The 19,075-nt window shown below is 53.9% G+C and carries 20 protein-coding genes; 8 read left to right on the plus strand and 12 right to left on the minus strand.

Translation table 11 applies throughout. The annotated features are described in order from the left end of the window. Positions 1 to 214: 214 nt before the first annotated feature. Positions 215 to 856: a riboflavin synthase subunit alpha gene (locus EoCCA6_RS00120; protein ID WP_152080895.1), complete on the plus strand. Its 642-nt coding sequence runs from the start codon at positions 215 to 217 to the stop codon at positions 854 to 856. 29 nt (positions 857 to 885) lie between these two features. On the opposite strand, the gene cfa is transcribed toward EoCCA6_RS00120, so the two are convergent. Further along, on the minus strand, positions 886 to 2,034 hold the full coding sequence (gene cfa, locus EoCCA6_RS00125; protein ID WP_152080896.1) for a cyclopropane fatty acyl phospholipid synthase: 1,149 nt from the start codon (positions 2,032 to 2,034) through the stop codon (positions 886 to 888). 299 nt (positions 2,035 to 2,333) lie between these two features. Beyond that, entirely contained in the window at positions 2,334 to 3,533 is a 1,200-nt protein-coding gene (gene punC / locus EoCCA6_RS00130) for a purine nucleoside transporter PunC (RefSeq protein WP_152080897.1), read from the minus strand. Between the two features lie 115 nt (positions 3,534 to 3,648). Between punC and punR the strand changes: the two genes are divergently transcribed. Then, entirely contained in the window at positions 3,649 to 4,590 is a 942-nt protein-coding gene (gene punR, locus EoCCA6_RS00135) for a DNA-binding transcriptional activator PunR (protein ID WP_152080898.1), read from the plus strand. Here the strand turns inward: punR and purR are convergent. Beyond that, positions 4,578 to 5,603 (minus strand): HTH-type transcriptional repressor PurR, encoded by a 1,026-nt coding sequence (purR, locus tag EoCCA6_RS00140; RefSeq protein ID WP_131634454.1) that lies wholly within the window; start codon positions 5,601 to 5,603, stop codon positions 4,578 to 4,580. The two genes, punR and purR, sit on opposite strands and share 13 nt — an antisense overlap. Before the next feature lie 297 nt (positions 5,604 to 5,900). On the opposite strand from purR, the gene cydH reads away from it, so the two are divergent. After that, the gene (gene cydH / locus EoCCA6_RS00145; RefSeq protein ID WP_042717882.1) at positions 5,901 to 5,990 is read left to right on the plus strand and encodes a cytochrome bd-I oxidase subunit CydH; all 90 of its coding nucleotides are present in this window, start codon (positions 5,901 to 5,903) and stop codon (positions 5,988 to 5,990) included. A gap of 167 nt (positions 5,991 to 6,157) precedes the next feature. After that, positions 6,158 to 7,324, plus strand: a complete 1,167-nt coding sequence (locus tag EoCCA6_RS00150; RefSeq protein ID WP_152080899.1) for an MFS transporter — start codon at positions 6,158 to 6,160, stop codon at positions 7,322 to 7,324. 37 nt (positions 7,325 to 7,361) lie between these two features. Here the strand turns inward: EoCCA6_RS00150 and sodB are convergent, their stop codons facing one another. Together sodB and EoCCA6_RS00160 are read right to left on the minus strand one after the other, a co-directional pair. Next, complete coding sequence (gene sodB / locus EoCCA6_RS00155) at positions 7,362 to 7,943, minus strand: superoxide dismutase [Fe] (RefSeq protein ID WP_152080900.1); 582 nt, start codon at positions 7,941 to 7,943, stop codon at positions 7,362 to 7,364. A 121-nt stretch (positions 7,944 to 8,064) separates the two neighbouring features. Next, the gene (locus tag EoCCA6_RS00160) at positions 8,065 to 8,829 is read right to left on the minus strand and encodes a C40 family peptidase (RefSeq protein ID WP_152080901.1); all 765 of its coding nucleotides are present in this window, start codon (positions 8,827 to 8,829) and stop codon (positions 8,065 to 8,067) included. Positions 8,830 to 9,167: 338 nt separating this feature from the next. Here EoCCA6_RS00160 and grxD point away from each other — a divergent pair, with 338 nt between their 5' ends. Further along, the gene (gene grxD, locus EoCCA6_RS00165; protein ID WP_152080902.1) at positions 9,168 to 9,515 is read left to right on the plus strand and encodes a monothiol glutaredoxin 4; all 348 of its coding nucleotides are present in this window, start codon (positions 9,168 to 9,170) and stop codon (positions 9,513 to 9,515) included. A 74-nt stretch (positions 9,516 to 9,589) separates the two neighbouring features. On the opposite strand, the gene rnt is transcribed toward grxD, so the two are convergent. The 5 genes from rnt to eptA form a co-directional block, all read right to left on the minus strand. After that, positions 9,590 to 10,249: a ribonuclease T gene (rnt, locus tag EoCCA6_RS00170; protein WP_152080903.1), complete on the minus strand. Its 660-nt coding sequence runs from the start codon at positions 10,247 to 10,249 to the stop codon at positions 9,590 to 9,592. A 96-nt stretch (positions 10,250 to 10,345) separates the two neighbouring features. Further along, positions 10,346 to 10,753, minus strand: coding sequence for a lactoylglutathione lyase (gene gloA, locus EoCCA6_RS00175; RefSeq protein WP_152080904.1), 408 nt, complete (start codon positions 10,751 to 10,753; stop codon positions 10,346 to 10,348). Positions 10,754 to 10,853: 100 nt separating this feature from the next. Continuing rightward, positions 10,854 to 11,951 (minus strand): alkene reductase, encoded by a 1,098-nt coding sequence (gene nemA, locus EoCCA6_RS00180; RefSeq protein WP_152080905.1) that lies wholly within the window; start codon positions 11,949 to 11,951, stop codon positions 10,854 to 10,856. 53 nt (positions 11,952 to 12,004) lie between these two features. Continuing rightward, entirely contained in the window at positions 12,005 to 12,604 is a 600-nt protein-coding gene (locus EoCCA6_RS00185) for a TetR/AcrR family transcriptional regulator (RefSeq protein ID WP_152080906.1), read from the minus strand. Positions 12,605 to 12,644: 40 nt separating this feature from the next. After that, positions 12,645 to 14,270, minus strand: a complete 1,626-nt coding sequence (eptA, locus tag EoCCA6_RS00190) for a phosphoethanolamine transferase EptA (RefSeq protein ID WP_152084368.1) — start codon at positions 14,268 to 14,270, stop codon at positions 12,645 to 12,647. Between the two features lie 148 nt (positions 14,271 to 14,418). Here eptA and EoCCA6_RS00195 point away from each other — a divergent pair, with 148 nt between their 5' ends. From EoCCA6_RS00195 to sodC, 3 genes are all read left to right on the plus strand, one after another. Next, positions 14,419 to 14,658: a DUF1289 domain-containing protein gene (locus EoCCA6_RS00195; protein ID WP_152080907.1), complete on the plus strand. Its 240-nt coding sequence runs from the start codon at positions 14,419 to 14,421 to the stop codon at positions 14,656 to 14,658. Between the two features lie 48 nt (positions 14,659 to 14,706). After that, positions 14,707 to 15,603 carry an aldo/keto reductase gene (locus EoCCA6_RS00200; protein ID WP_152080908.1) on the plus strand — a complete coding sequence of 299 codons (897 nt, stop codon included), beginning with the start codon at positions 14,707 to 14,709 and terminating at the stop codon, positions 15,601 to 15,603. 81 nt (positions 15,604 to 15,684) lie between these two features. Further along, the gene (gene sodC, locus EoCCA6_RS00205) at positions 15,685 to 16,203 is read left to right on the plus strand and encodes a superoxide dismutase [Cu-Zn] SodC (RefSeq protein ID WP_152080909.1); all 519 of its coding nucleotides are present in this window, start codon (positions 15,685 to 15,687) and stop codon (positions 16,201 to 16,203) included. Here sodC and EoCCA6_RS00210 read toward each other — a convergent pair. Together EoCCA6_RS00210 and EoCCA6_RS00215 are read right to left on the minus strand one after the other, a co-directional pair. Beyond that, positions 16,182 to 18,215 carry an FUSC family protein gene (locus EoCCA6_RS00210; protein WP_152080910.1) on the minus strand — a complete coding sequence of 678 codons (2,034 nt, stop codon included), beginning with the start codon at positions 18,213 to 18,215 and terminating at the stop codon, positions 16,182 to 16,184. The two genes, sodC and EoCCA6_RS00210, sit on opposite strands and share 22 nt — an antisense overlap. Beyond that, positions 18,215 to 19,075: an efflux RND transporter periplasmic adaptor subunit gene (locus EoCCA6_RS00215; RefSeq protein WP_152080911.1), complete on the minus strand. Its 861-nt coding sequence runs from the start codon at positions 19,073 to 19,075 to the stop codon at positions 18,215 to 18,217. The genes EoCCA6_RS00210 and EoCCA6_RS00215 overlap by 1 nt, the downstream gene beginning before the upstream one ends.

Below are 19,075 nucleotides of genomic sequence, written 5' to 3' on the forward strand. Positions count from 1 at the left end.
TGTATTGTTGTTATTTGAGAGATTAAAAAAGCCGCCGTTACTGGCAGCAAGAAGAAAATGCAGGGGGATGCCAGCTATTGTAGCGGGGTTTAACTAATTATCTAGTGAAAAAATCGCCAGAAAATGCGCTCCGCTGGCAACCTGTTTTTCCAACTGTTATTGTGAAGGGATTAAACGGTGTCGCCACCGTCCGGAAAAAACAGGAGTTGTAAGCATGTTTACTGGTATTGTGCAGGGCACTGCGAAAGTGGTGTCTATTGATGAAAAACCCAATTTCCGTACTCACGTCGTTGAGCTGCCGGAATATATGCTTGAAGGTATTGAAACCGGGGCGTCGATTGCGCATAACGGCTGCTGCCTGACGGTAACCGAAATTAACGGTAACCTGATTAGCTTTGATTTAATGAAAGAGACGCTGCGCATCACCAATCTGGGTGAGCTGGTGGTGGGCGATACCGTCAACGTAGAGCGTGCGGCGAAGTTCAGCGATGAGATTGGCGGACATCTGATGTCAGGCCATATCATGACCACCGCTGAAGTGGCCAAAATCGTGACCTCGGAAAATAATCGTCAAATCTGGTTTAAAGTTCAGGACCCGTCATTAATGAAATACATCCTCTACAAAGGATTTATTGGTATTGATGGGATTAGCCTGACGGTCGGGGAAGTGACACCAACCCGTTTTTGCGTGCATTTAATTCCTGAAACGCTGCAGCGTACAACCCTGGGCGCGAAAAAACTGGGGCATCGGGTAAATATTGAAATCGATCCGCAAACTCAGGCGGTAGTGGATACCGTTGAACGCGTGCTGGCGGCAAAAGAGGCCGCAATAATAAAGACAGCGGAAGCTGAATAAAAATAACCCCGGCTAGCCGGGGTTATTTTTTAGCGGGCGACGCGCAGACCGTGTTCTATACCACGGCTAAAGACCACCTGCCATAGTTGAATATCGCGGGCACGAAACGCACCCGCGCAGGCATTCAGATAATAACTGAACATCCGTTTGAACCGTTCCGAATAGTTATCCGCAATTTCAGGCCAGGCGGCCTGAAAACGCGCATGCCACGCCATCAGAGTGGTGTCATAATCCGCACCGAAGTTATGCCAGTCTTCCACAATGAAATGCGATTCGCTGGCTTTTGCTATCTGACGGATGGACGGCAGGCAACCATTCGGGAAGATGTATTTGTTGATCCACGGATCAACATTATTGTCGGTGCGCTTAGAGCCAATGGTATGCAGTAAGAAGATACCTTCCGGTTTTAAATTACGATCGGCCACCTCAAAATAGGTGTCGTAATTCTTAGGCCCTACGTGCTCAAACATCCCGACAGAAGCAATGCGGTCAAATTGCTCGTTCAGGTCACGATAATCCTGAAGCCGGATATCAACGTCCAGCCCCTGACAGCGTTCCTGTGCCATTTTTTGCTGTTCGGCAGAGATGGTGACGCCCACAACGCTGACGCCGTAATGTTTCGCCATAAAATACGCCAGCCCGCCCCAGCCGCAGCCAATATCCAGCACGCGCATACCGGGCTGGAGCTGCAATTTTTCACAGATAAGACGCAGTTTGTCCTGCTGCGCCTCTTCAAGAGTTGTCGCCTTTTTCCAGTAGCCGCAAGAGTATTGCATGAAGGGATCAAGCATACGGCTGAACAGGTCGTTACCAAGATCGTAATGCTCTTTGCCGACAATCCACGCCCGCTTTTTACTTTGCAGATTGAACAATCGGGCGGAGGCGACACGCAATGTGTCTTTGAAGTGACGCGGAAGCTGGTTTTCCAGACCGGCGCGTAAAACGCTGCTGAAAAACATATCCAGCCGCTCGCATTCCCACCATCCATCCATGTAACTCTCGCCCAGACCTAACGATCCCTCCCGCAATACACGTTTAAAAAAATCGGGATGTTTAACCTGCGGGTCGGAGGGTGAGGGCCCGTTGATGGTGATGCCCGCACGACTCAACAGCTCACTGACGATCCGGGACCAGTTATCGTCCGGAATGCTGACTTCTTCTATACACGATGAACTCATAGCTTCTCCATCACCTTGCTGTGATCAGAACCTTCAAACAGCGTAGACGCTTTTTATGGTTTGTGAGAAATCTCACGGTATTCCACCGCGAGGCTAGTATCCGACGTAGAACAGAGGAAGGGAGATAACCCTTGCCGAAATGCCTTCCATGGTAAAACGGGAGCACTCCGGCTCCCGTTAACACTTAATATTTATCGTATTTAATCGAACCAAATTTAGTATAGGCCTCAAAATTTGGTGATTCAATAGAAAATTCTTAGCAACCTAATCACTGAAATGTAACATAATTTCCCACGCGATTATGCATGCGATGTTTCCGCCTCCGGGGTGCCGTCCTGCTCACGCTGAGCGGATGCCTGCATGCGATAGCCGACGGCGGCCAGTATAACGGTAACCAGCATTACGCTGGTGGTGGTCAACAGCGGTGTGGCAATCAACGCAGAGACCACCAGGCTTGCCAGGAAGCACAGGCCCAACTGGAGTGTGTTTTGCAGAGCGGCGGCGCGGCCAGTTGCCTGAGGGAAAGGGCGTAACGCCTGTGCCACCACGATAGGGTAAATGGCACCGTTAGCCACCGCCATGACACAGAACGGAAGTAAAATTTCTGTCAGACCGACATGCGGGATAAAGCCCACTGCCCAGGTGCCGATCACGCTTAACGCATACAGACCCAGCAGCCACGGCAGCATTTGCTGACCCTCCCATTTTTGCAGCGCGGCGCGACAGCCGTAGCCTCCCACCAGGAACGCGATAGTCTGCGGCACATAGCTGAGGCCGATGGCAGCCGGACTGTAACCCATATCGTGCAAAATAAACGGCGAGCCAGTCAGCCAGGCGAAGAAGCTCGCGGAGCAGGCGGCGTAAATCAGGACGTTGCCACGGTAGGCTTTAGAACGCAGTAACGACATAAACGTTACCGGCTTTGCCTCAGCGTGCGTCGCTTTTTTTTGCGCGGGTTTGAGGGCAAATGCAGGCAGCATCAATACCAGGGTAATGGCAAACAGGGTGGCGAAAATCGCCTGCCACTCGAAATGCGCCAGAAGCCAGCTGCCCAGCAGCGGGGCAAGGGCGGGCGACAGGCCGACCAGCGGCATAATGGTGGCGAAAATACGGTTAGTGCGTGACGCCGGGTAGTAGTCGGTTACCAGCGCCTGCCAGGTTACCGCAGCAGCGCAGACGCCGACGGCCTGAATAAAACGCAGCACCAGCAGCCAGGCTGCATCGCGCACCCACAGCATACCCAGACAGCCTACAGCAAAGATCGCCAGGCCCAGTAACAGCACCGGTTTACGGCCAAAACGGTCAGAGAGCGGTCCCCACAGCAGTTGCGCAAAGGCAAAACCGGCGAGGAATAAGCTCAGGCTGGCGCTAATCGCGGCAGCAGGTGTTTGTAAATCTTCCTGCATCGCGGCGAACGCGGGCAGATACATATCGGTGGCCAAAAAGCCCAGCACGCTTAAGCCGCCGAGCCAGACTAAAAATCCTTTCCTGGGTTGCACTGTTTTATTCTCCTTAAGGAGGCAGGTGTACGTTGGCGCAGAGTGTAGGGAGTGCAAAGCTGCTTGTGAAACGCTAATATTTGGCTGGTGCGTTCAAAAATTTTGCAGGCAGAAAATGTGGTCAGATTATTCCCTTGAAGTGGTGGATGCGGTAGCGCGCAACGGCAGTTTTACCGGCGCGGCGCAGGAGCTTCACCGCGTCCCGTCGGCTATCAGTTATACGGTGCGTCAGCTGGAAGAGTGGCTGGCGGTTCCGCTGTTTGAACGCCGCCATCGTGACGTAGAATTAACGCCCGCCGGGGCGTGGTTTTTGAAGGAAGGGCGTTCTGTTATCAAAAAAATGCAGATCACCCGTGAGCAGTGTCAGCAGATCGCCAACGGCTGGCGAGGACATCTTTCCATTGCGGTGGATAACATCGTGAAGCCCGAGCGCACCCGGCAGATGATTGTTGATTTTTACCGCCATTTTTCAGACGTCGAGCTGCGAGTCTCCCAGGAGGTGTTCAACGGTGTCTGGGATGCGCTGGCGGACGGCAGGGCGGAGATGGCGATCGGGGCGACCCAGGCCATTCCTGTCGGTGGACGTTACGCGTTTCGCGATATGGGTATGCTGAGCTGGACCTGCGTCGTCGCCAGCCATCATCCGCTGGCTTCGATGGAGGGGCCGCTCAGCGACGATACCCTGCGCAACTGGCCTTCGCTGGTGCTGGAAGATACTTCCCGTTCGCTGCCCAAGCGGATAACCTGGCTGCTGGATAACCAGCGGCGCGTGGTTGCGCCGGACTGGGAGTCCTCTGCAACCTGTCTTTCCGCTGGCTTATGTGTTGCGATGGTGCCCGTTCACTTTGCCCGACCGCGAACAGATACCGGAGAATGGGTTGCGCTCAGGCTCGAAAACCCTTTCCCGGACGCAGCCTGTTGCCTCACCTGGCAGCAAAACGACATCTCGCCCGCAATGGCCTGGCTTCTGGATTATCTGGGAGACAGCGAAACGCTGAACCGGGAGTGGTTACGGGAGCCAGACTCGCTGGCCCCGAACAGCGATCAGCGACGGTAGTCGCGGAACGGACCATCCGCAACGGAACGGCGTTCGATAAGACGCGGGTGGACTTCAATAGACTGCGATTCTTCGCGTTTGTTGACGATCCTGTCCATCAGCATGTTGAAAGCCGTTTCACCCAGCGAATCTTTCGGCTGGTGGATGGTGGTCAGCGCCGGGGTAAAGAAGCGCGCGTTGCGCACGTTGTCATACCCGATCACGGAAATATCCTGAGGCACGCGCAGGCCCAGTTCATCGGCCGCACAGAGCGCGCCCATTGCCATGATATCGCCACCGCAGAAGACGGCAGTCGGGCGATGCTGTTGAGAGACAATCTGCTGCATCGCGCGGTAGCCTGACTCTGGCTCAAAGTCGCCCTGCACAATCCAGTTTTCCGGCACGGTGATCAGCGCTTCTTCCATTGCTTTCATAAACCCGGCCAGTCGTCCTGCGCCGGTGTTACGCTCAAGCGGGCCAGGGATCACGCCAATCTCGCGATGACCGCGCTCTACAAGATACCGGCCAGCCATGTAACCGCCTTCGAAGGCGTTATCAATGACCGAGTCGGTGAAGTCTGCGCGCGCTTCGCCCCAGTCCATCACGACCATCGGAATATGGCGGTACTCTTCCAGCATGGAGAGCACCGATTCCGGGTATTCGGAACACATCACCAGCAGGCCATCCACGCGCTTTTGCGCCATCATCGACAGGTAAGCACGCTGTTTTTCAATGTTGTTCCACGCGTTGCCCAGAATCAGGGTATATCCTTTCTGGAAGCAGTTTTTCTCAACTGCTTCGATGATCTCGGCAAAATAGGCCGCTTCACTGCTGGTGGCCAGCAAGCCGATCGACTTGGTGTGATTAACTTTCAGGCTACGGGCCACCGCACTCGGAGAGTAGTGCAGTTCTTTAATTGCTGCCCAGACAGCGTTGCGCGTCTCTTCAGCCACAAAGCGCGTTTTGTTAATTACATGTGATACGGTTGTAGTGGAAACGTTTGCGCGTTTTGCCACGTCTTTTATTGTTGCCATTCGATGTCACTCCAGACCATATCCTAAGCTCCTGAATATCATGAAGGTAAACGTTTGCCTTCTCTCACCCTTATTACGCAATCTTGAATTGCGACACGCCGGGAAAACGACACAGGACGTCAGGAGGGGGTCAATGGCCGGTACGCTAATAAATTTAGCGTGGAATTTTGTCCTATCTTGATGAAAAGGGGAAGAGCAAAAGTGGATATCAGTTTAAATCCGGGAAGATTTTTGACGTAAACTGTGTAAAAATGAGCAAGCTCACTTTTCGTGGGGTGATTAAAAGGAGAAAAATTGATGAGTTCCGATCTGAAGTTTTCACTGGTTACCACCTTTATTGTTCTGGCGTTGATTGTAGCGGGTGGTCTGACGGCTGCACTGCACTGATTTACTCGGGGGAGAATATCCGTTCTCCCTCCAGACCTGCCTTGATTGTTACTCCTCCGGCAAAAATCTTTTGCCAAAATGTTAACTTCTCATTATTTGTGATTGATGTCATGCTTTTGACTTCTTTGTTCTGTGTCGCTACCTGACACGGCATCCGGAGTTTATTCATGAAAATCAATTTTCCTCTGCTGGCCCTGGCGATTGGCGCTTTCGGGATTGGCACCACGGAATTCTCACCAATGGGATTATTGCCGGTTATCGCAAGGGGGGTGGATGTCTCTATCCCTGCGGCCGGTATGTTAATCAGCGCTTATGCCATTGGCGTAATGGTGGGGGCACCGTTGATGACGTTGCTGCTCTCGCACCGGGCGCGCCGTAATGCACTCATTTTCCTGATGGCGATATTTACGCTGGGCAATGTGTTGTCTGCAATTTCGCCGGATTACACAACCTTAATGTTGTCGCGCATTCTGACCAGCCTGAACCACGGTGCGTTCTTCGGGCTGGGGTCCGTCGTCGCCGCCAGCGTGGTGCCAAAGCATAAACAGGCCAGTGCGGTAGCGACCATGTTTATGGGGCTGACGATTGCGAATATCGGTGGCGTACCCGCTGCAACCTGGCTGGGTGAAGTGATTGGCTGGCGTATGTCTTTCCTTGCCACCGCTGTACTGGGCGTTGTCGCGATGGTGGCGTTGTTCTTCTCTCTGCCGAAAGGCAGTGCCGGAGAGCGTCCTGACGTGCGTAAAGAGTTGTCGGTGCTGGTGCGTCCGCAGGTGCTCTCAGCATTGCTGACCACCGTTCTTGGTGCTGGCGCGATGTTTACGCTCTACACCTATATTTCGCCTGTTTTGCACGATATCACGCACGCTACGCCGATGTTTATTACCGCGATGCTGGTGTTAATTGGCGTAGGCTTCTCCATCGGTAACTATCTGGGCGGGAAACTGGCTGACCGTTCCGTCAGCGGGACGCTGAAAGGCTTTTTGACGCTGCTGATTGTCATCATGGTGGCGATCCCATGGCTGGCACGCAATGAAGTGGGGGCGGCCATTGCCATGATTGTGTGGGGTGCGGCAACCTTTGCGGTAGTACCTCCGTTACAGATGCGCGTGATGCGTGTCGCCCATGAAGCGCCGGGACTTTCGTCTTCCGTGAATATCGGTGCGTTTAACCTCGGCAACGCGCTCGGCGCGGCAGCGGGCGGAGCCGTGATTTCGGGTGGGCTGGGATACAGCTTTGTGCCGGTGATGGGGGCGATTATCGCTGCTCTGGGCCTGCTGCTGGTGTTGATGTCCGGCCGTAAACAGCCAGAAGCGGCCTGCGCAGCAGAGTAAACAAAAACGCAGAAGGGCGAACCCTTCTGCGTGCCTTTTACGCGGCGAAATTCTTCGCCACGAATTCCCAGTTAACCAGTGCCCAGAAGTGCTCCAGGTAGTTCGGGCGCGCGTTACGGTAATCAATGTAGTAAGCGTGTTCCCATACGTCCACGGTCATCAGCGGCGTTGCGCCGGTGGTCAGCGGGGTGCCCGCGTTAGACGTTGAAACGATAGCCAGTTTGCCATCGGCCTCTTTCACCAGCCACGTCCAGCCAGAACCGAAGTTTTTGACGGCAGCGTCAGTGAACTTCGCTTTGAACTCCGTAAAGCTGCCAAACGCGGCGTTAATGGCGGCAGCCAGTTCGCCGGTTGGTTCTCCGCCAGCATTCGGTGCCAGGCAATGCCAGTAGAAGGTATGGTTCCACACCTGAGCGGCGTTATTGAAGACACCACCGTCTGAGCTGCGCACGATCTCTTCCAGCGATTTGCCTTCGAACCCGGTGCCTTTGATCAGGTTATTCAGGTTGGTGACGTAGGTCTGGTGGTGTTTGCCGTAGTGATATTCCAGGGTTTCCACAGAAATATGTGGAGCCAGGGCGTCTTTTGCATACGGTAGTGCAGGTAATTCGAACGACATTGCTTCTCTCCTTATTATAGTTACGTTGCCAATAACCCTACAGACAACAAGGACAGAATAGCAAATTGAAAGGGTATGCAAAAGAGGAACTTACCCTGCCACGAGTGCGGCAGGGCAGGGATTAACGGATGGTTTTTGGCGTCATTACTCGGCGCGCACCAACGTAATGGCGTACCCAGTAATCTTCGCTGAGAGAGGTGATCTGAATATCCTGGCCGCTGCGCGGTGACTGGATGAATTTCCCGTTGCCGACGTAGACACCGACATGGTCAGCCTTGCCGCGGCCCTGGGTGCGGAAGAAGACCAGATCGCCACTTTCCAGTTCGCCACGGTCAACCGGAGAGGCATCCCGCAGGTGATACATTTCGTTCGCGGTGCGCGGAATACGGAACTTCACCAGATCCTTATAGGCGTAATACACCAGGCCGCTGCAGTCGAAACCGGTACGCGGGGAAGAGCCACCCCAGTGATACGGTTTGCCAATTTGCCCCATCAGCTTATTCATTGCCGTTTTTTGCGCTTTCTGCATGCGTACCTTATGCACTTCAGCCAGTTTCGTCACTTTCGTGCATTTCGCTTTATGGCCTTTGCGCACGGTGCATTTTTCATTAACGAGGCTGGCAGTGGTCTGGGGAGCTTTACGTGTGCCGGAGCGGGTGGTTCTGGCTTTGGTCTTACTGGAGGCGGTCTTTTTAGTTTGAGTGGTTGTCGCTTTCTTTATTGTTTTGCTGGTTGTTTTTTTCTTACGTTCTGTGGTTTTTGCCAGATGCGTTTTTTGTACAGCAGAATGCCGCGCCTGTTCAGAAGCGTTCGCCGCTGGCGTGAAAGAGAGTGTTGTAAACAGTAAAGCACAGAGCGTGATCGAGATTTTATTTATCCGCGCCACTGGGCAGTCCCCTGATAAATGCAGGTCATCAATAATACCTGCGTATGATTTACAAAGCCCGTCGATTCTAATCTATAAAAACCCGAGAAGTTAATAGCATTTTTCAATCTAAAAACGTGTTTCGTTAGCAAGTGCAAAAAAATGTATCGATCGGAAGCCGTTTTGTTCACTCCCTAAGCAAAACCGCATACGCTCCGCCGTTAAGCTACATTTGCGATGCAACTTATGCAGACTCACGATAAAATATATAGACGTGACAAAAATGTTATTTTCCGATGTCTGCCTGAACCGCTACAATGTCAGACGAATGCCGTAACAGAAGTTAAAGGAAGCAAGACATGAGCACCACTATTGAAAAAATCCAGCGTCAGATCGCTGAAAACCCGATTCTCCTGTACATGAAAGGTTCTCCGAAGCTGCCAAGCTGCGGTTTCTCCGCGCAAGCGGTTCAGGCGTTGTCTGCCTGTGGTGAGCGTTTTGCTTACGTTGATATCCTGCAAAACCCTGACATCCGCGCTGAGCTGCCAAAATACGCCAACTGGCCAACCTTCCCGCAACTGTGGGTTGACGGTGAACTGGTAGGCGGCTGTGATATTCTGATTGAAATGTATCAGCGTGGCGAACTGCAACAGCTGATCAAAGAAACGGCTGCCAGGTACAAAACGGAAGAGCCGGGCGCAGAGTAAGTTTTCTCCGGAAATAGAAAAAGCGACCTGTAGAGGTCGCTTTTTTTTGCCGGGTGGCGCTGCGCTTACCCGATCTACGATTGAATATCTGCCTCATCGCCCATCGGCAGCGGCCAGCCACCCAACCGTTTCCAGCGGTTCACAATTTCACAGAACAGTTCTGCCGTGCGCTCCGTGTCATATAACGCAGAGTGCGCCTGCGTACCGTCAAACTCGATCCCCGCCGTGATACAGGCTTTGGATAAGACCGTTTGTCCCAGCGCCAGGCCACTCAGGGCCGCAGTGTCGAAGGTCACAAACGGATGGAACGGGTTGCGTTTAAGCGAGGCGCGTTCGGCGGCGGCCATTGTAAAGCTGTGATCGAACGTGGCGTTGTGGGCCACCATAATCGCGCGGCTGCAGTTACTCTCTTTCATGCCTTTACGCACCATTTTGAAGATGGCGTGAAGCGCGTCATATTCACTCACCGCGCCGCGCAGCGGGTTTGTCGGGTCGATACCGTTAAACGCCAGCGCTTCTGGCTGCAGGTTTGCACCTTCAAAAGGTTCAACGTGGAAATGCAGCGTGGTGTCCGGTGTAAGCCAGCCCTGTTCATCCATCTTCAGCGTGATGGCGGCAATTTCAAGCAGCGCATCGGTTTTAGCGTTAAATCCGGCTGTCTCTACATCAATGACAACAGGATAAAAACCACGAAAACGGTCGCACAGACCGGTAAGTTGAGCATTATCGGACATCAGGGTCTCTTACAAGGGGAAAAAAGCAGTGCGCATTATGGCAAATTTTGAGAGGGGATGCAGTAAAACTACGGGCGCATAGTGCGCCCGGCGGGATCAGTTGCCCAGGCCGCGACCGGCGTCTTTGGCTTCAATCAGCTCGATTTTGTAACCGTCAGGATCTTCAACAAAGGCAATCACAGTAGTGCCGCCTTTAACCGGGCCCGCTTCACGCGTAACGTTGCCGCCGTTGCTGCGGATGCGCTCGCAGGCTTCGGCCGCGTTATCCACTTCCAGCGCAATATGGCCGTATGCCGTGCCCAGCTCGTACTTGTCGACGCCCCAGTTGTAGGTCAGCTCGATAACGGCTTCATCTGTTTCCGGGCCGTAACCGACAAACGCCAGGGAATATTTGTATTCCGGGTTTTCGCTGGTGCGCAGCAGTTTCATGCCCAGAACGTTGGTGTAGAAATCGATTGAACGTTGCAGGTCGCCAACGCGCAGCATGGTGTGAAGTAGGCGCATAATTTCCTCATTAACCAATGGATTGGATTATCTTTTTGAACAGAAAAGATATTTTAGTATAGCGGCGAAATGTCGCCGCTATCAATGCACAATGGCGGGATTACAGAGAAGGGTAGTCGGTGTAGCCTTCTGCGCCACCACCATAGAAACTTTCAGGGCGCTGCGGGTTAAGCGCTGCTTTTTTCTGCAGACGGGCAACCAGATCCGGGTTAGCAATATAGTCACGGCCGAACGCCACCGCGTCGATCAGGCCTTTGCCAATCAGGTCTTCGGCTTTTTCTGGGGTATAAGCGCCCGCACCGATGATCACGCCGTGGAAGCGCTCGCGCACTTTCTGACGGAAGGCTTCAGTGTATGGCTGACCACCGGCCCAGTCCGGTTCGGACATATGCAGGTAGGCAATACCACGTTTTGCCAGCTCTTCGATCAGATACAACGCGTCAGCTTCTTCGTTCGGGCCGTTGTCGACGTTCTGGAACGTCCCAATTGGCGATACGCGGATACCGATGCGTTCCGGGCCCCACTCCTCGCATACGGCGTCTACCACTTCCAGCACCAGGCGGGCACGGTTTTCAACGCTGCCGCCGTACTGATCGGTACGATGGTTAGAAGAAGGTGACAGGAACTGGTGCAGCAGGTAACCGTGTGCTGAGTGCAGTTCAACCAGGTCAAAACCGGCTTCACGCGCATTCGCAACCGCCTGACGGAAGTCGTTCACGATACCGGGGATCTCTTCCAGCGCCAGCGCACGTGGCATGGAGGTATCGACGCGGATCGCATTACCGTTTTCGTCGCGCAGGGAGGTGCGGGTGTTTGCGCTCAGGGCAGAGGCTGAAACCGGAGCCTGACCGCCAGGCTGGATGCTGCTGTGTGAGATTCGACCGGTATGCCACAGCTGTACCGCGATACGGCCATCTTCCGCGTGAACGCCTGCGGTGATTTTTTGCCAGGCGGCGATCTGTTCCGGGCTGTGCAGACCCGGTGCGCCAGCATAGCCTTTCGCCTGGGCAGAAATCTGCGTCGCTTCAGAGATGATCAGGCCAGAGCTTGCGCGCTGACGATAATATTCACCCATCAGTGGGGTTGGGATATCACCAGGCTCGATGCTGCGAAGACGGGTGAGTGGGGCCATGAACACGCGGTTCGGAGCGGTAACAGCACCCACTTTCAGTGGGGTAAATAACGTTTCAGCGGACATAACGACTCCTGAGTAGACCAGTCGACTAGTAATTGAGTAAATAAAAACGCCTGCTAAACGCCAGGCGTTGTAATACAGCTTTTCACATGTGCCAGCGCGCTTTCGAGCGGCACCGCACTGCGAGAAATCTTGGCCTGCAGGTTCGCACCTAACCAGAGTGCATAAAGCACCTGCGCCTGCGTCAAAGGCTCGCCAGAGAAGGCCAGCGTTTTTTCATTGCGCCCTTTATCCAGCGCCTGAGCCAGCAGAGCAATCACGCCACTGGCCCCTTTATCCATTGCAGTGCGCATGTCTTCGGACAGATCGCACACTTCAGCAGAAAGTTTTACCGTCAGGCAACCGCTGATGATGCCCTGCTGACAGAACTGCGTCAGCGTCTCCTGATAGTAATTAAGCACACGATCCCGGTAGTTACCTTCGCCGCTGGCAAAGTGGGTCGCCAGGCGCTGGTGGTAGCTTGCGTAGTGACGTTCCAGCATGGCCACGCCAAAGGCTTCTTTAGAGCGAAAGTAGTGATAAAACGATCCTTTCGGCACCTCAGCGGTTTTTAACAGCTCGCTCAGACCCATACCGGTGAACCCGCGATGCATGCAAAGACGCTCGCCGGTCGCCAGTAAGTGTTCGCGTGTATCGTGTTCAGTGTGTCTGCTCATGTCGTCACTCTAATAGACCATTCGGTCTAATGCAAGAGACTCAGGACCGACAGGCTGACAAAATATCCAACGACTGTTGATAAACACTTGATTTTATGTCCATCATCCCCAGAACCGTGGAGAACAGATTGTCCTGAGAAACGGCCTCTTTTGCTGCGCGGGTACGCAAACATTGCTCGTTAACGCCGAAATTTTTCGCGTAATCCGGGGAGAGCCAGAACATAAACGGAATGTGCGTTTGCTGTTCAGGAGCCAGCATGTAAGGTGTCCCGTGCAGATAGATCCCGCTTTCACCCAGTGACTCACCGTGATCCGACAGGTAAATCAGCGCCGTGTTCATGCTCCCCTGACGTGCTTTTAGCGCGTCTATCGTTCTGCTGACCACGCTGTCAGTGTAAAGAATGGTGTTGTCGTAGGTGTTCATCAATGCCTGGTGATTGCAATCCTGAATTTCGTTGGTATCACAGGTTGGGGTGAACTTACGGAAAGTTTTCGGGTAGCGGTTGTAGTACGCCGGACCGTGGCTGCCCATCAGATGAATAACCAGCACGGAGTCCTGCTTCAGGCCATCCAGCACTTCATCCAGACGATACAGGTTTACATCATCAATGCAGGACTTATCTTTGCAGAACTGCTCCAGTTTCCACTGGGTCATGTCCGTGTGCGGTACGCGGTTACAGGCACCTTTACAGCCGCCATCGTTGTCACGCCACAACAGGTTGATTCCCGCATGGCCGAGCACGTCGAGCAGACCTTCCTGGTGGCGCGCCAGATCGGCGTCGTATTTTTTCCGCGTCATACCGGAGAACATGCACGGGACGGAAACGGCCGTTTCGGTGCCACAGGAGGTGGCCTGCGGGAAGTTAATGACATTGTGCTTTTTCAGCTCGGGGTTCGTTTCACGCCCGTAGCCATTCAGCGAGTAGTTTGCTGCGCGCGATGCTTCACCGACGACCAGAATCAGCACCGTTTTCTTCCGCTGCCCGGAAATGAGCGGGCCTTTATGAGCATCTTCCCCCATGCGCACCAGCGTTTGATCGCCCGCAAACCAGCGCATTTTCGAGTATTTCACCACAGCACTGACGTAGTTCGCCGGAGTAACCATTTTGACGATGCTTTTGTTGTTGCGAAACAACGAGGCGTAGTCTTTGTAAAATACCGCTGCGACCAGAATGATGATCAGTAGCGCGCCGAGTATGGCGGCAAACCGCATCAGCAGGGCATACCACCATGTCCCGGTGCGAATACGCGTCAGGGCCAATATGACGGACGGCACTAAACCGGCTACCGCCATCCACAGGATCATCTGCGGCGTGACCAGCGCGGTGGCTTCCTGTGAGTTGGTTTCGAAAACGTTGACAATCATATTCTGATCGATCACCGCGCCGTAGGTAGACATAAAGTACGTCGCGGCGGCGCATCCCATGGTTAACAGGATCAGCAGCGGTTTACGGATAAAGGGGATATTTACCAGGCTGAAGACAATGATCCAGCCGCAGAACAGCACCACCGGAACGGAGGCGGCAAAGAGCAGATCATGCAGGTGTGTTGGGGCAATGATGGCCCAGCTACGCTGAATAAACAGCGCGTTCAACACGGTAAAGAAGAGAGCACAGCCCAGAGTGAACTTAATATCGTTACACTGTAACTTTTTAGCGAGCCACATCATAAACAAACCATTCGTTATATTGATGTGGCGAGTATAGGGAAGGAAGATTAGTGAAACCTTAATGCCACAATTGTGCGGCAAGCCCTTGCACGTGGGGCGTTTAACGTCTTCACTGTAGGTGAATAACGGGATTGCGGAGGTGTGTGTGGCAGAGCAACTGGAGTTTTTCCCCATCCAGAGCCCGTGCCGGGGTATTTGTCAGGTGGATGAACGCGGATATTGCCGTGGATGCATGCGCACCCGCGATGAGCGTTTTAACTGGCAAAATTTTAGCGATACGCAAAAGCAGGAGGTTTTACGCCTCTGTCGCCAGCGTCTGCTGCGTAAAATTCGCGCAAACAAGCCGGGTGAAACCGAAGAACCTCAGCAACCCTCACTGTTTTAGCAGGGGAATTGCGTATACTGTTACCATTACGTCCTTGAGGAAATTGTTATGGTTCAGCGTATTACCCTTGCCCCGCAGGGCCCGGAATTCTCCCGTTTTGTGATGGGCTACTGGCGTCTGATGGACTGGAATATGTCCCCCCTTCAGCTGGCGAGCTTTATTGAGGAGCATCTTGATTTAGGGATCACCACCGTCGATCACGCGGATATCTATGGCGGCTATCAGTGCGAAGCGGCATTTGGTGAAGCACTCAAGCTGGTTCCTGCGCTTCGTGAACGTATGGAGATCGTCACGAAATGCGGTATCGCGACAACCGCGAAACCAGAACATGCTCTTGGGCATTACATCACCGACAGTGCACATATCATTAAAAGCGCCGAGCAGTCGCTGGTCAATCTGGCGACAGATCGTATCGACCTGCTGCTGATCCACCGCCCCGATCCGTTAATGGATGCTGATGAGGTGGCGGAAGCATTCCTGAATCTGCACCAGAGTGGCAAAGTGCGCCATTTCGGTGTTTCAAACTTTACGCCAGCCCAGTTCGCGCTGCTGCAATCGCGGTTGCCGTTTACCCTGGCAACGAATCAGGTCGAGATTTCACCGGTGCATCAACCGCTGCTGCTGGATGGTACGCTCGACCAGCTCCAGCAATTACGCATTCGTCCTATGGCCTGGTCGTGCCTGGGCGGCGGTCGTCTGTTTAATGATGATGAGTTCCAGCCGCTCCGTGACGAGCTTGAAACCATCGCCCGTGAGTTGAATGCTGAGAGCATTGAACAGGTGGTTTATGCGTGGATACTGCGCCTGCCGTCCAGACCGCTGCCGATTATTGGCTCCGGCAAAATTGAACGCGTTCGCTCTGCGCTGGCGGCGGAAGAGCTGCAGATGACGCGTCAGCAGTGGTTCCGCATCCGCAAAGCAGCGCTGGGTTACGACGTTCCATAAACGGGCAAAAACAGGCCTTTCCGGTGAAATCTTCGCCTCTGGTATACACTTAAGGGGCAAAAAATAACCCGAGGAGGTCATATGAAGCGTTTTGCTCTGGCACTTGTTACGCTGGTTGTTTGCGCAGGGGCGCAGGCAGCCAGCGACGAAGTAGAAATGAACCTCGTCACGTCTCAGGGCGTTGGCCAGTCAATTGGAACGGTAAAAATTACTGAAACCGATAAAGGACTGGAATTTGCGCCCGATCTCAAAGCACTCCCGCCCGGCGAGCATGGATTCCATGTACATGCCAAAGGCAGCTGTCAGCCTGCTCTGAAAGAGGGTAAAGCCTCAGCAGCAGAGGCCGCAGGGGGGCACCTTGATCCACAAAACACAGGTAAACATGAAGGCCCGGACGGTATGGGGCATCTTGGTGATTTGCCTGTACTGGTGGTAAACAATGACGGTAAAGCCACGGACCCTGTTGTGGCACCGCGGCTGAAAAAACTGGATGAGGTCAAAGGCAAAGCGCTGATGATCCACGTCGGCGGCGATAACATGTCCGATCAACCTAAACCGCTTGGTGGTGGTGGGGCACGCTATGCCTGTGGGGTTATCTGATCCCCGATGGTCCCTGGCGGCGGTGCCTGTTCCAGCTGTGACAGCGAGCAGTGTAGCCGCCAGATTATCGAGGCTAAATCGCGTGCGGCCGGCAAATGATGGCGTGCGAGGGTATCGCAAATGCGCTGCAGTTCGCTGAGCGTTACGCTTAGCGGACGTTGCTGGACGCCGCGCTCGCTCATCACATCACGCAGCAGGGAAATACAGATATCACGGACCTGCGACAGTGGATCGGAGCGGGTTTCCCACGCACGCAGTTGCCATACCACATGCGAGCAGTTCAGCAATACCACGCCCCAGCGCAACAGCCAGCGGCGGGAGAGCGAATCCTGGCTGTTATTCAATTGGCTGACATGGTGATAAACCAGCGACTCATATTCGCTTTCACGCAGATGCGGTTTACGGCTGAGCTGGTCAACGAATCCTCTGCGCAATTCGCGAATGTGCCTGCGGCTCTTACGTGCATCTGAGCCAGGACGTAACACAGCGAAGGCCAGCCACGCCAGACCGACGCCGAGGATCTTCGCCAGGTTATCGTTAAGAAAATCAGCGTAATCGTAAACAGGCGGATTGGTCACTGAGATAAACGAGCCCATAAAGACGATTAATTGCCCCCATAGCCCGGCCAGCTTCGGCATCTGCAGCTTCAGCAACTGCATGGTGGTTAATAGCGGAAAGAGGAACAGCAGGAACTGCCAGAGGTCGCTAATCTGCACCATCAAACCAAACTTCACGACAAAACTGAACAGCGACAGCAAAACGAGCGTGCGCAGCAGCAGCGTCAGAGAGTTGAACGGCGAGGCCGCGACGGAGTAAAGCACGCAGCTGATGGCGGCGAGGGTGAGTGCCGCACTGCCGGACTCCCACTGTGTGGTGATGCTCCATGCGCCAACCAGGGTCAGTGCGCAGAAGGTTCGAAAACCGCTCCACAGCGCTTCCATTGTGTCCGTGTGTCTCGCCAGCGCCGGGCTGCCAGGGACGGTAAATTCAGTTATTGGCGTGGCGTTCTCAACGGCTTTTATCCAGCGACTGCTTCGCAGGTATAACCGACAAAAATAATTCAGGCGTTGCCAGAAAGCGCGGTGACGGTAGTCATACTCATCGGTGGGGGCGAGCGGCGCGATAATCCGTGCCACGGTGTAAATATCCGCATCCGGGCGAGCCAGGGCTGCCAGCAGCGTGTCGATAACCGATCGGGTATTCTCTGGTGGCGTTGGCCAGTTAAGTAACATCCGGCGCAGGCTGGAGATGGAGCTGGTCATACGTAACTGCTGGTGGAGCAAATAGTTAAGCAAATTGTTCTGGCGGCGAAAACGGTAGTGGCTCCAGAAAGCCTGGATACGCAGCAAATTCATGGTCAGGATCTGGCCGATGACTTTCTCGTGCGCGAGGCGGATTTCATCATTCGTATCGGGCTGCCAGAGCAGGCTGGCATGTTCCAGCAGGCGAGTGTGCATGGTCTTCAGCGCGCCGATGAGCGTTGTGCCATCCGATGTACTGGGCAGAATCATCATCATGACCCCGCCGCAGAGAATACCGATGATCACTTCGCAGACGCGCGCCTGAGCAATATCCCATAGCTCGGTCGTGTCCAGCACGTTCACAACCGGGAAGGCAATGATTGCCGCCGTGTAGCCTGCAAGCTGAAAGGCATAGGCGACGTTATTGGTAAAATGGGCGCAGGCCCAGGTGCAAAAACCCAGCCAGGCCGCCATGCTCAGTAAAAAAAGCCACGGATCGTTCAGCGTATGACCGGCGATAATTAACGCTGCGGTGGCACCCAGCAGACTCCCGGCTACACGCCCCAGGCTTTTGCTGATCACGCCGCCGACGGTGGGGAAGCTGACTACCGCTGCTGAGGTCATTGCCCAGTAGGGTTCATCAAGATTCAGATAGTAGGCCACCGTAAGCGCAAGGCACATCGCAATACCGTTACGCAGCGCATAACGCCACTGTGGGCGCGTCGCTTTAATCCAGGGCAACGTCCGCCAGGAGAAAGCCGGCAGGTTCATTATCGCGTCCCGATTGAGACGGTGCAGGTGGTGCCTGACACCAGCGTAATGTCCTTCGGCAGATTGTCGAATTCGACGCGAACCGGTACACGCTGCGCCAGGCGAACCCACGGTACGTTGGGTTTAATATCGGGCACCAGACCTGAGTCGATTTCAACGCTTTGATCGTAAATAGCGCGGCCGATGCTGGAAACGTGACCCTGTAACGCCTGCGAGCTGCTATAGAGCGTTATCCGGGCAGGGGCACCGTCCTGAATATGACGTAGCTTGGTCTCTTCAAAATAACCGATTACGTAGAACGAGTGGCTATCGACCAGCGCAAAGAGCGGCTGGCCCGTTGTCGCATAATCTCCCACGCGCGTGGAGAGATTGGTTATCCAGCCGTCAACCGGGGCTTTTACCACAGTTTGAGTCAACTGCCACTCGGCCTGCTTCAGCGTTGCCTCAGCCACATCAACGCTGGCCTGCATGGCTTTGACGTTAATATTGGCAGTGTCTAAATCTTCCGCAGAGATATAGTTTTGCGATAAATGGCGGCGACGGTTGGCTTCGTTGTTGGCTTTTGCCAGATCGGACCGGGCTTTAGCAAGTTGGGCCTGGGCATTGAGTACGGCAATATGAAAAGGCGTCTCGTCGATGCGGAACAAAACATCGCCTTGTTTGACGAACTGGTTATCCTTAACAAGAAGCGTTGTGATACTGCCTGAAACCTGTGGCGTGATGCTGACCTGTTCCGCACGAATTTTGCCATCGCGTGTCCAGGGTGACTGCATGTAATAATTCCAGAGCCACCACCCGGCAATCAGTGCCAGGGTAAGAACCAGAAGAGTGGAAAAGTATTTAAGTGTTTTCAGGGACAT

The organism is Enterobacter oligotrophicus (assembly GCF_009176645.1).
Lineage (GTDB): Bacteria > Pseudomonadota > Gammaproteobacteria > Enterobacterales > Enterobacteriaceae > Enterobacter > Enterobacter oligotrophicus.

Bases quoted from the DNA above. Each gene is read 5' to 3' on its own strand.
- eptA (WP_152084368.1), bottom strand. From the start codon at position 14,270: ATGTGGCTCGCTAAAAAGTTACAGTGTAACGATATTAAGTTCACTCTG.
- rnt (WP_152080903.1), bottom strand. From the start codon at position 10,249: ATGTCCGATAATGCTCAACTTACCGGTCTGTGCGACCGTTTTCGTGGT.
- cfa (WP_152080896.1), bottom strand. From the start codon at position 2,034: ATGAGTTCATCGTGTATAGAAGAAGTCAGCATTCCGGACGATAACTGG.
- EoCCA6_RS00200 (WP_152080908.1), top strand. From the start codon at position 14,707: ATGGTTCAGCGTATTACCCTTGCCCCGCAGGGCCCGGAATTCTCCCGT.
- grxD (WP_152080902.1), top strand. From the start codon at position 9,168: ATGAGCACCACTATTGAAAAAATCCAGCGTCAGATCGCTGAAAACCCG.
- nemA (WP_152080905.1), bottom strand. From the start codon at position 11,951: ATGTCCGCTGAAACGTTATTTACCCCACTGAAAGTGGGTGCTGTTACC.
- punR (WP_152080898.1), top strand. From the start codon at position 3,649: ATGTGGTCAGATTATTCCCTTGAAGTGGTGGATGCGGTAGCGCGCAAC.
- EoCCA6_RS00210 (WP_152080910.1), bottom strand. From the start codon at position 18,215: ATGAACCTGCCGGCTTTCTCCTGGCGGACGTTGCCCTGGATTAAAGCG.
- cydH (WP_042717882.1), top strand. From the start codon at position 5,901: ATGAGTTCCGATCTGAAGTTTTCACTGGTTACCACCTTTATTGTTCTG.
- EoCCA6_RS00120 (WP_152080895.1), top strand. From the start codon at position 215: ATGTTTACTGGTATTGTGCAGGGCACTGCGAAAGTGGTGTCTATTGAT.
- EoCCA6_RS00150 (WP_152080899.1), top strand. From the start codon at position 6,158: ATGAAAATCAATTTTCCTCTGCTGGCCCTGGCGATTGGCGCTTTCGGG.
- EoCCA6_RS00215 (WP_152080911.1), bottom strand. From the start codon at position 19,075: ATGTCCCTGAAAACACTTAAATACTTTTCCACTCTTCTGGTTCTTACC.
- EoCCA6_RS00185 (WP_152080906.1), bottom strand. From the start codon at position 12,604: ATGAGCAGACACACTGAACACGATACACGCGAACACTTACTGGCGACC.
- sodC (WP_152080909.1), top strand. From the start codon at position 15,685: ATGAAGCGTTTTGCTCTGGCACTTGTTACGCTGGTTGTTTGCGCAGGG.
- sodB (WP_152080900.1), bottom strand. From the start codon at position 7,943: ATGTCGTTCGAATTACCTGCACTACCGTATGCAAAAGACGCCCTGGCT.
- gloA (WP_152080904.1), bottom strand. From the start codon at position 10,753: ATGCGCCTACTTCACACCATGCTGCGCGTTGGCGACCTGCAACGTTCA.
- purR (WP_131634454.1), bottom strand. From the start codon at position 5,603: ATGGCAACAATAAAAGACGTGGCAAAACGCGCAAACGTTTCCACTACA.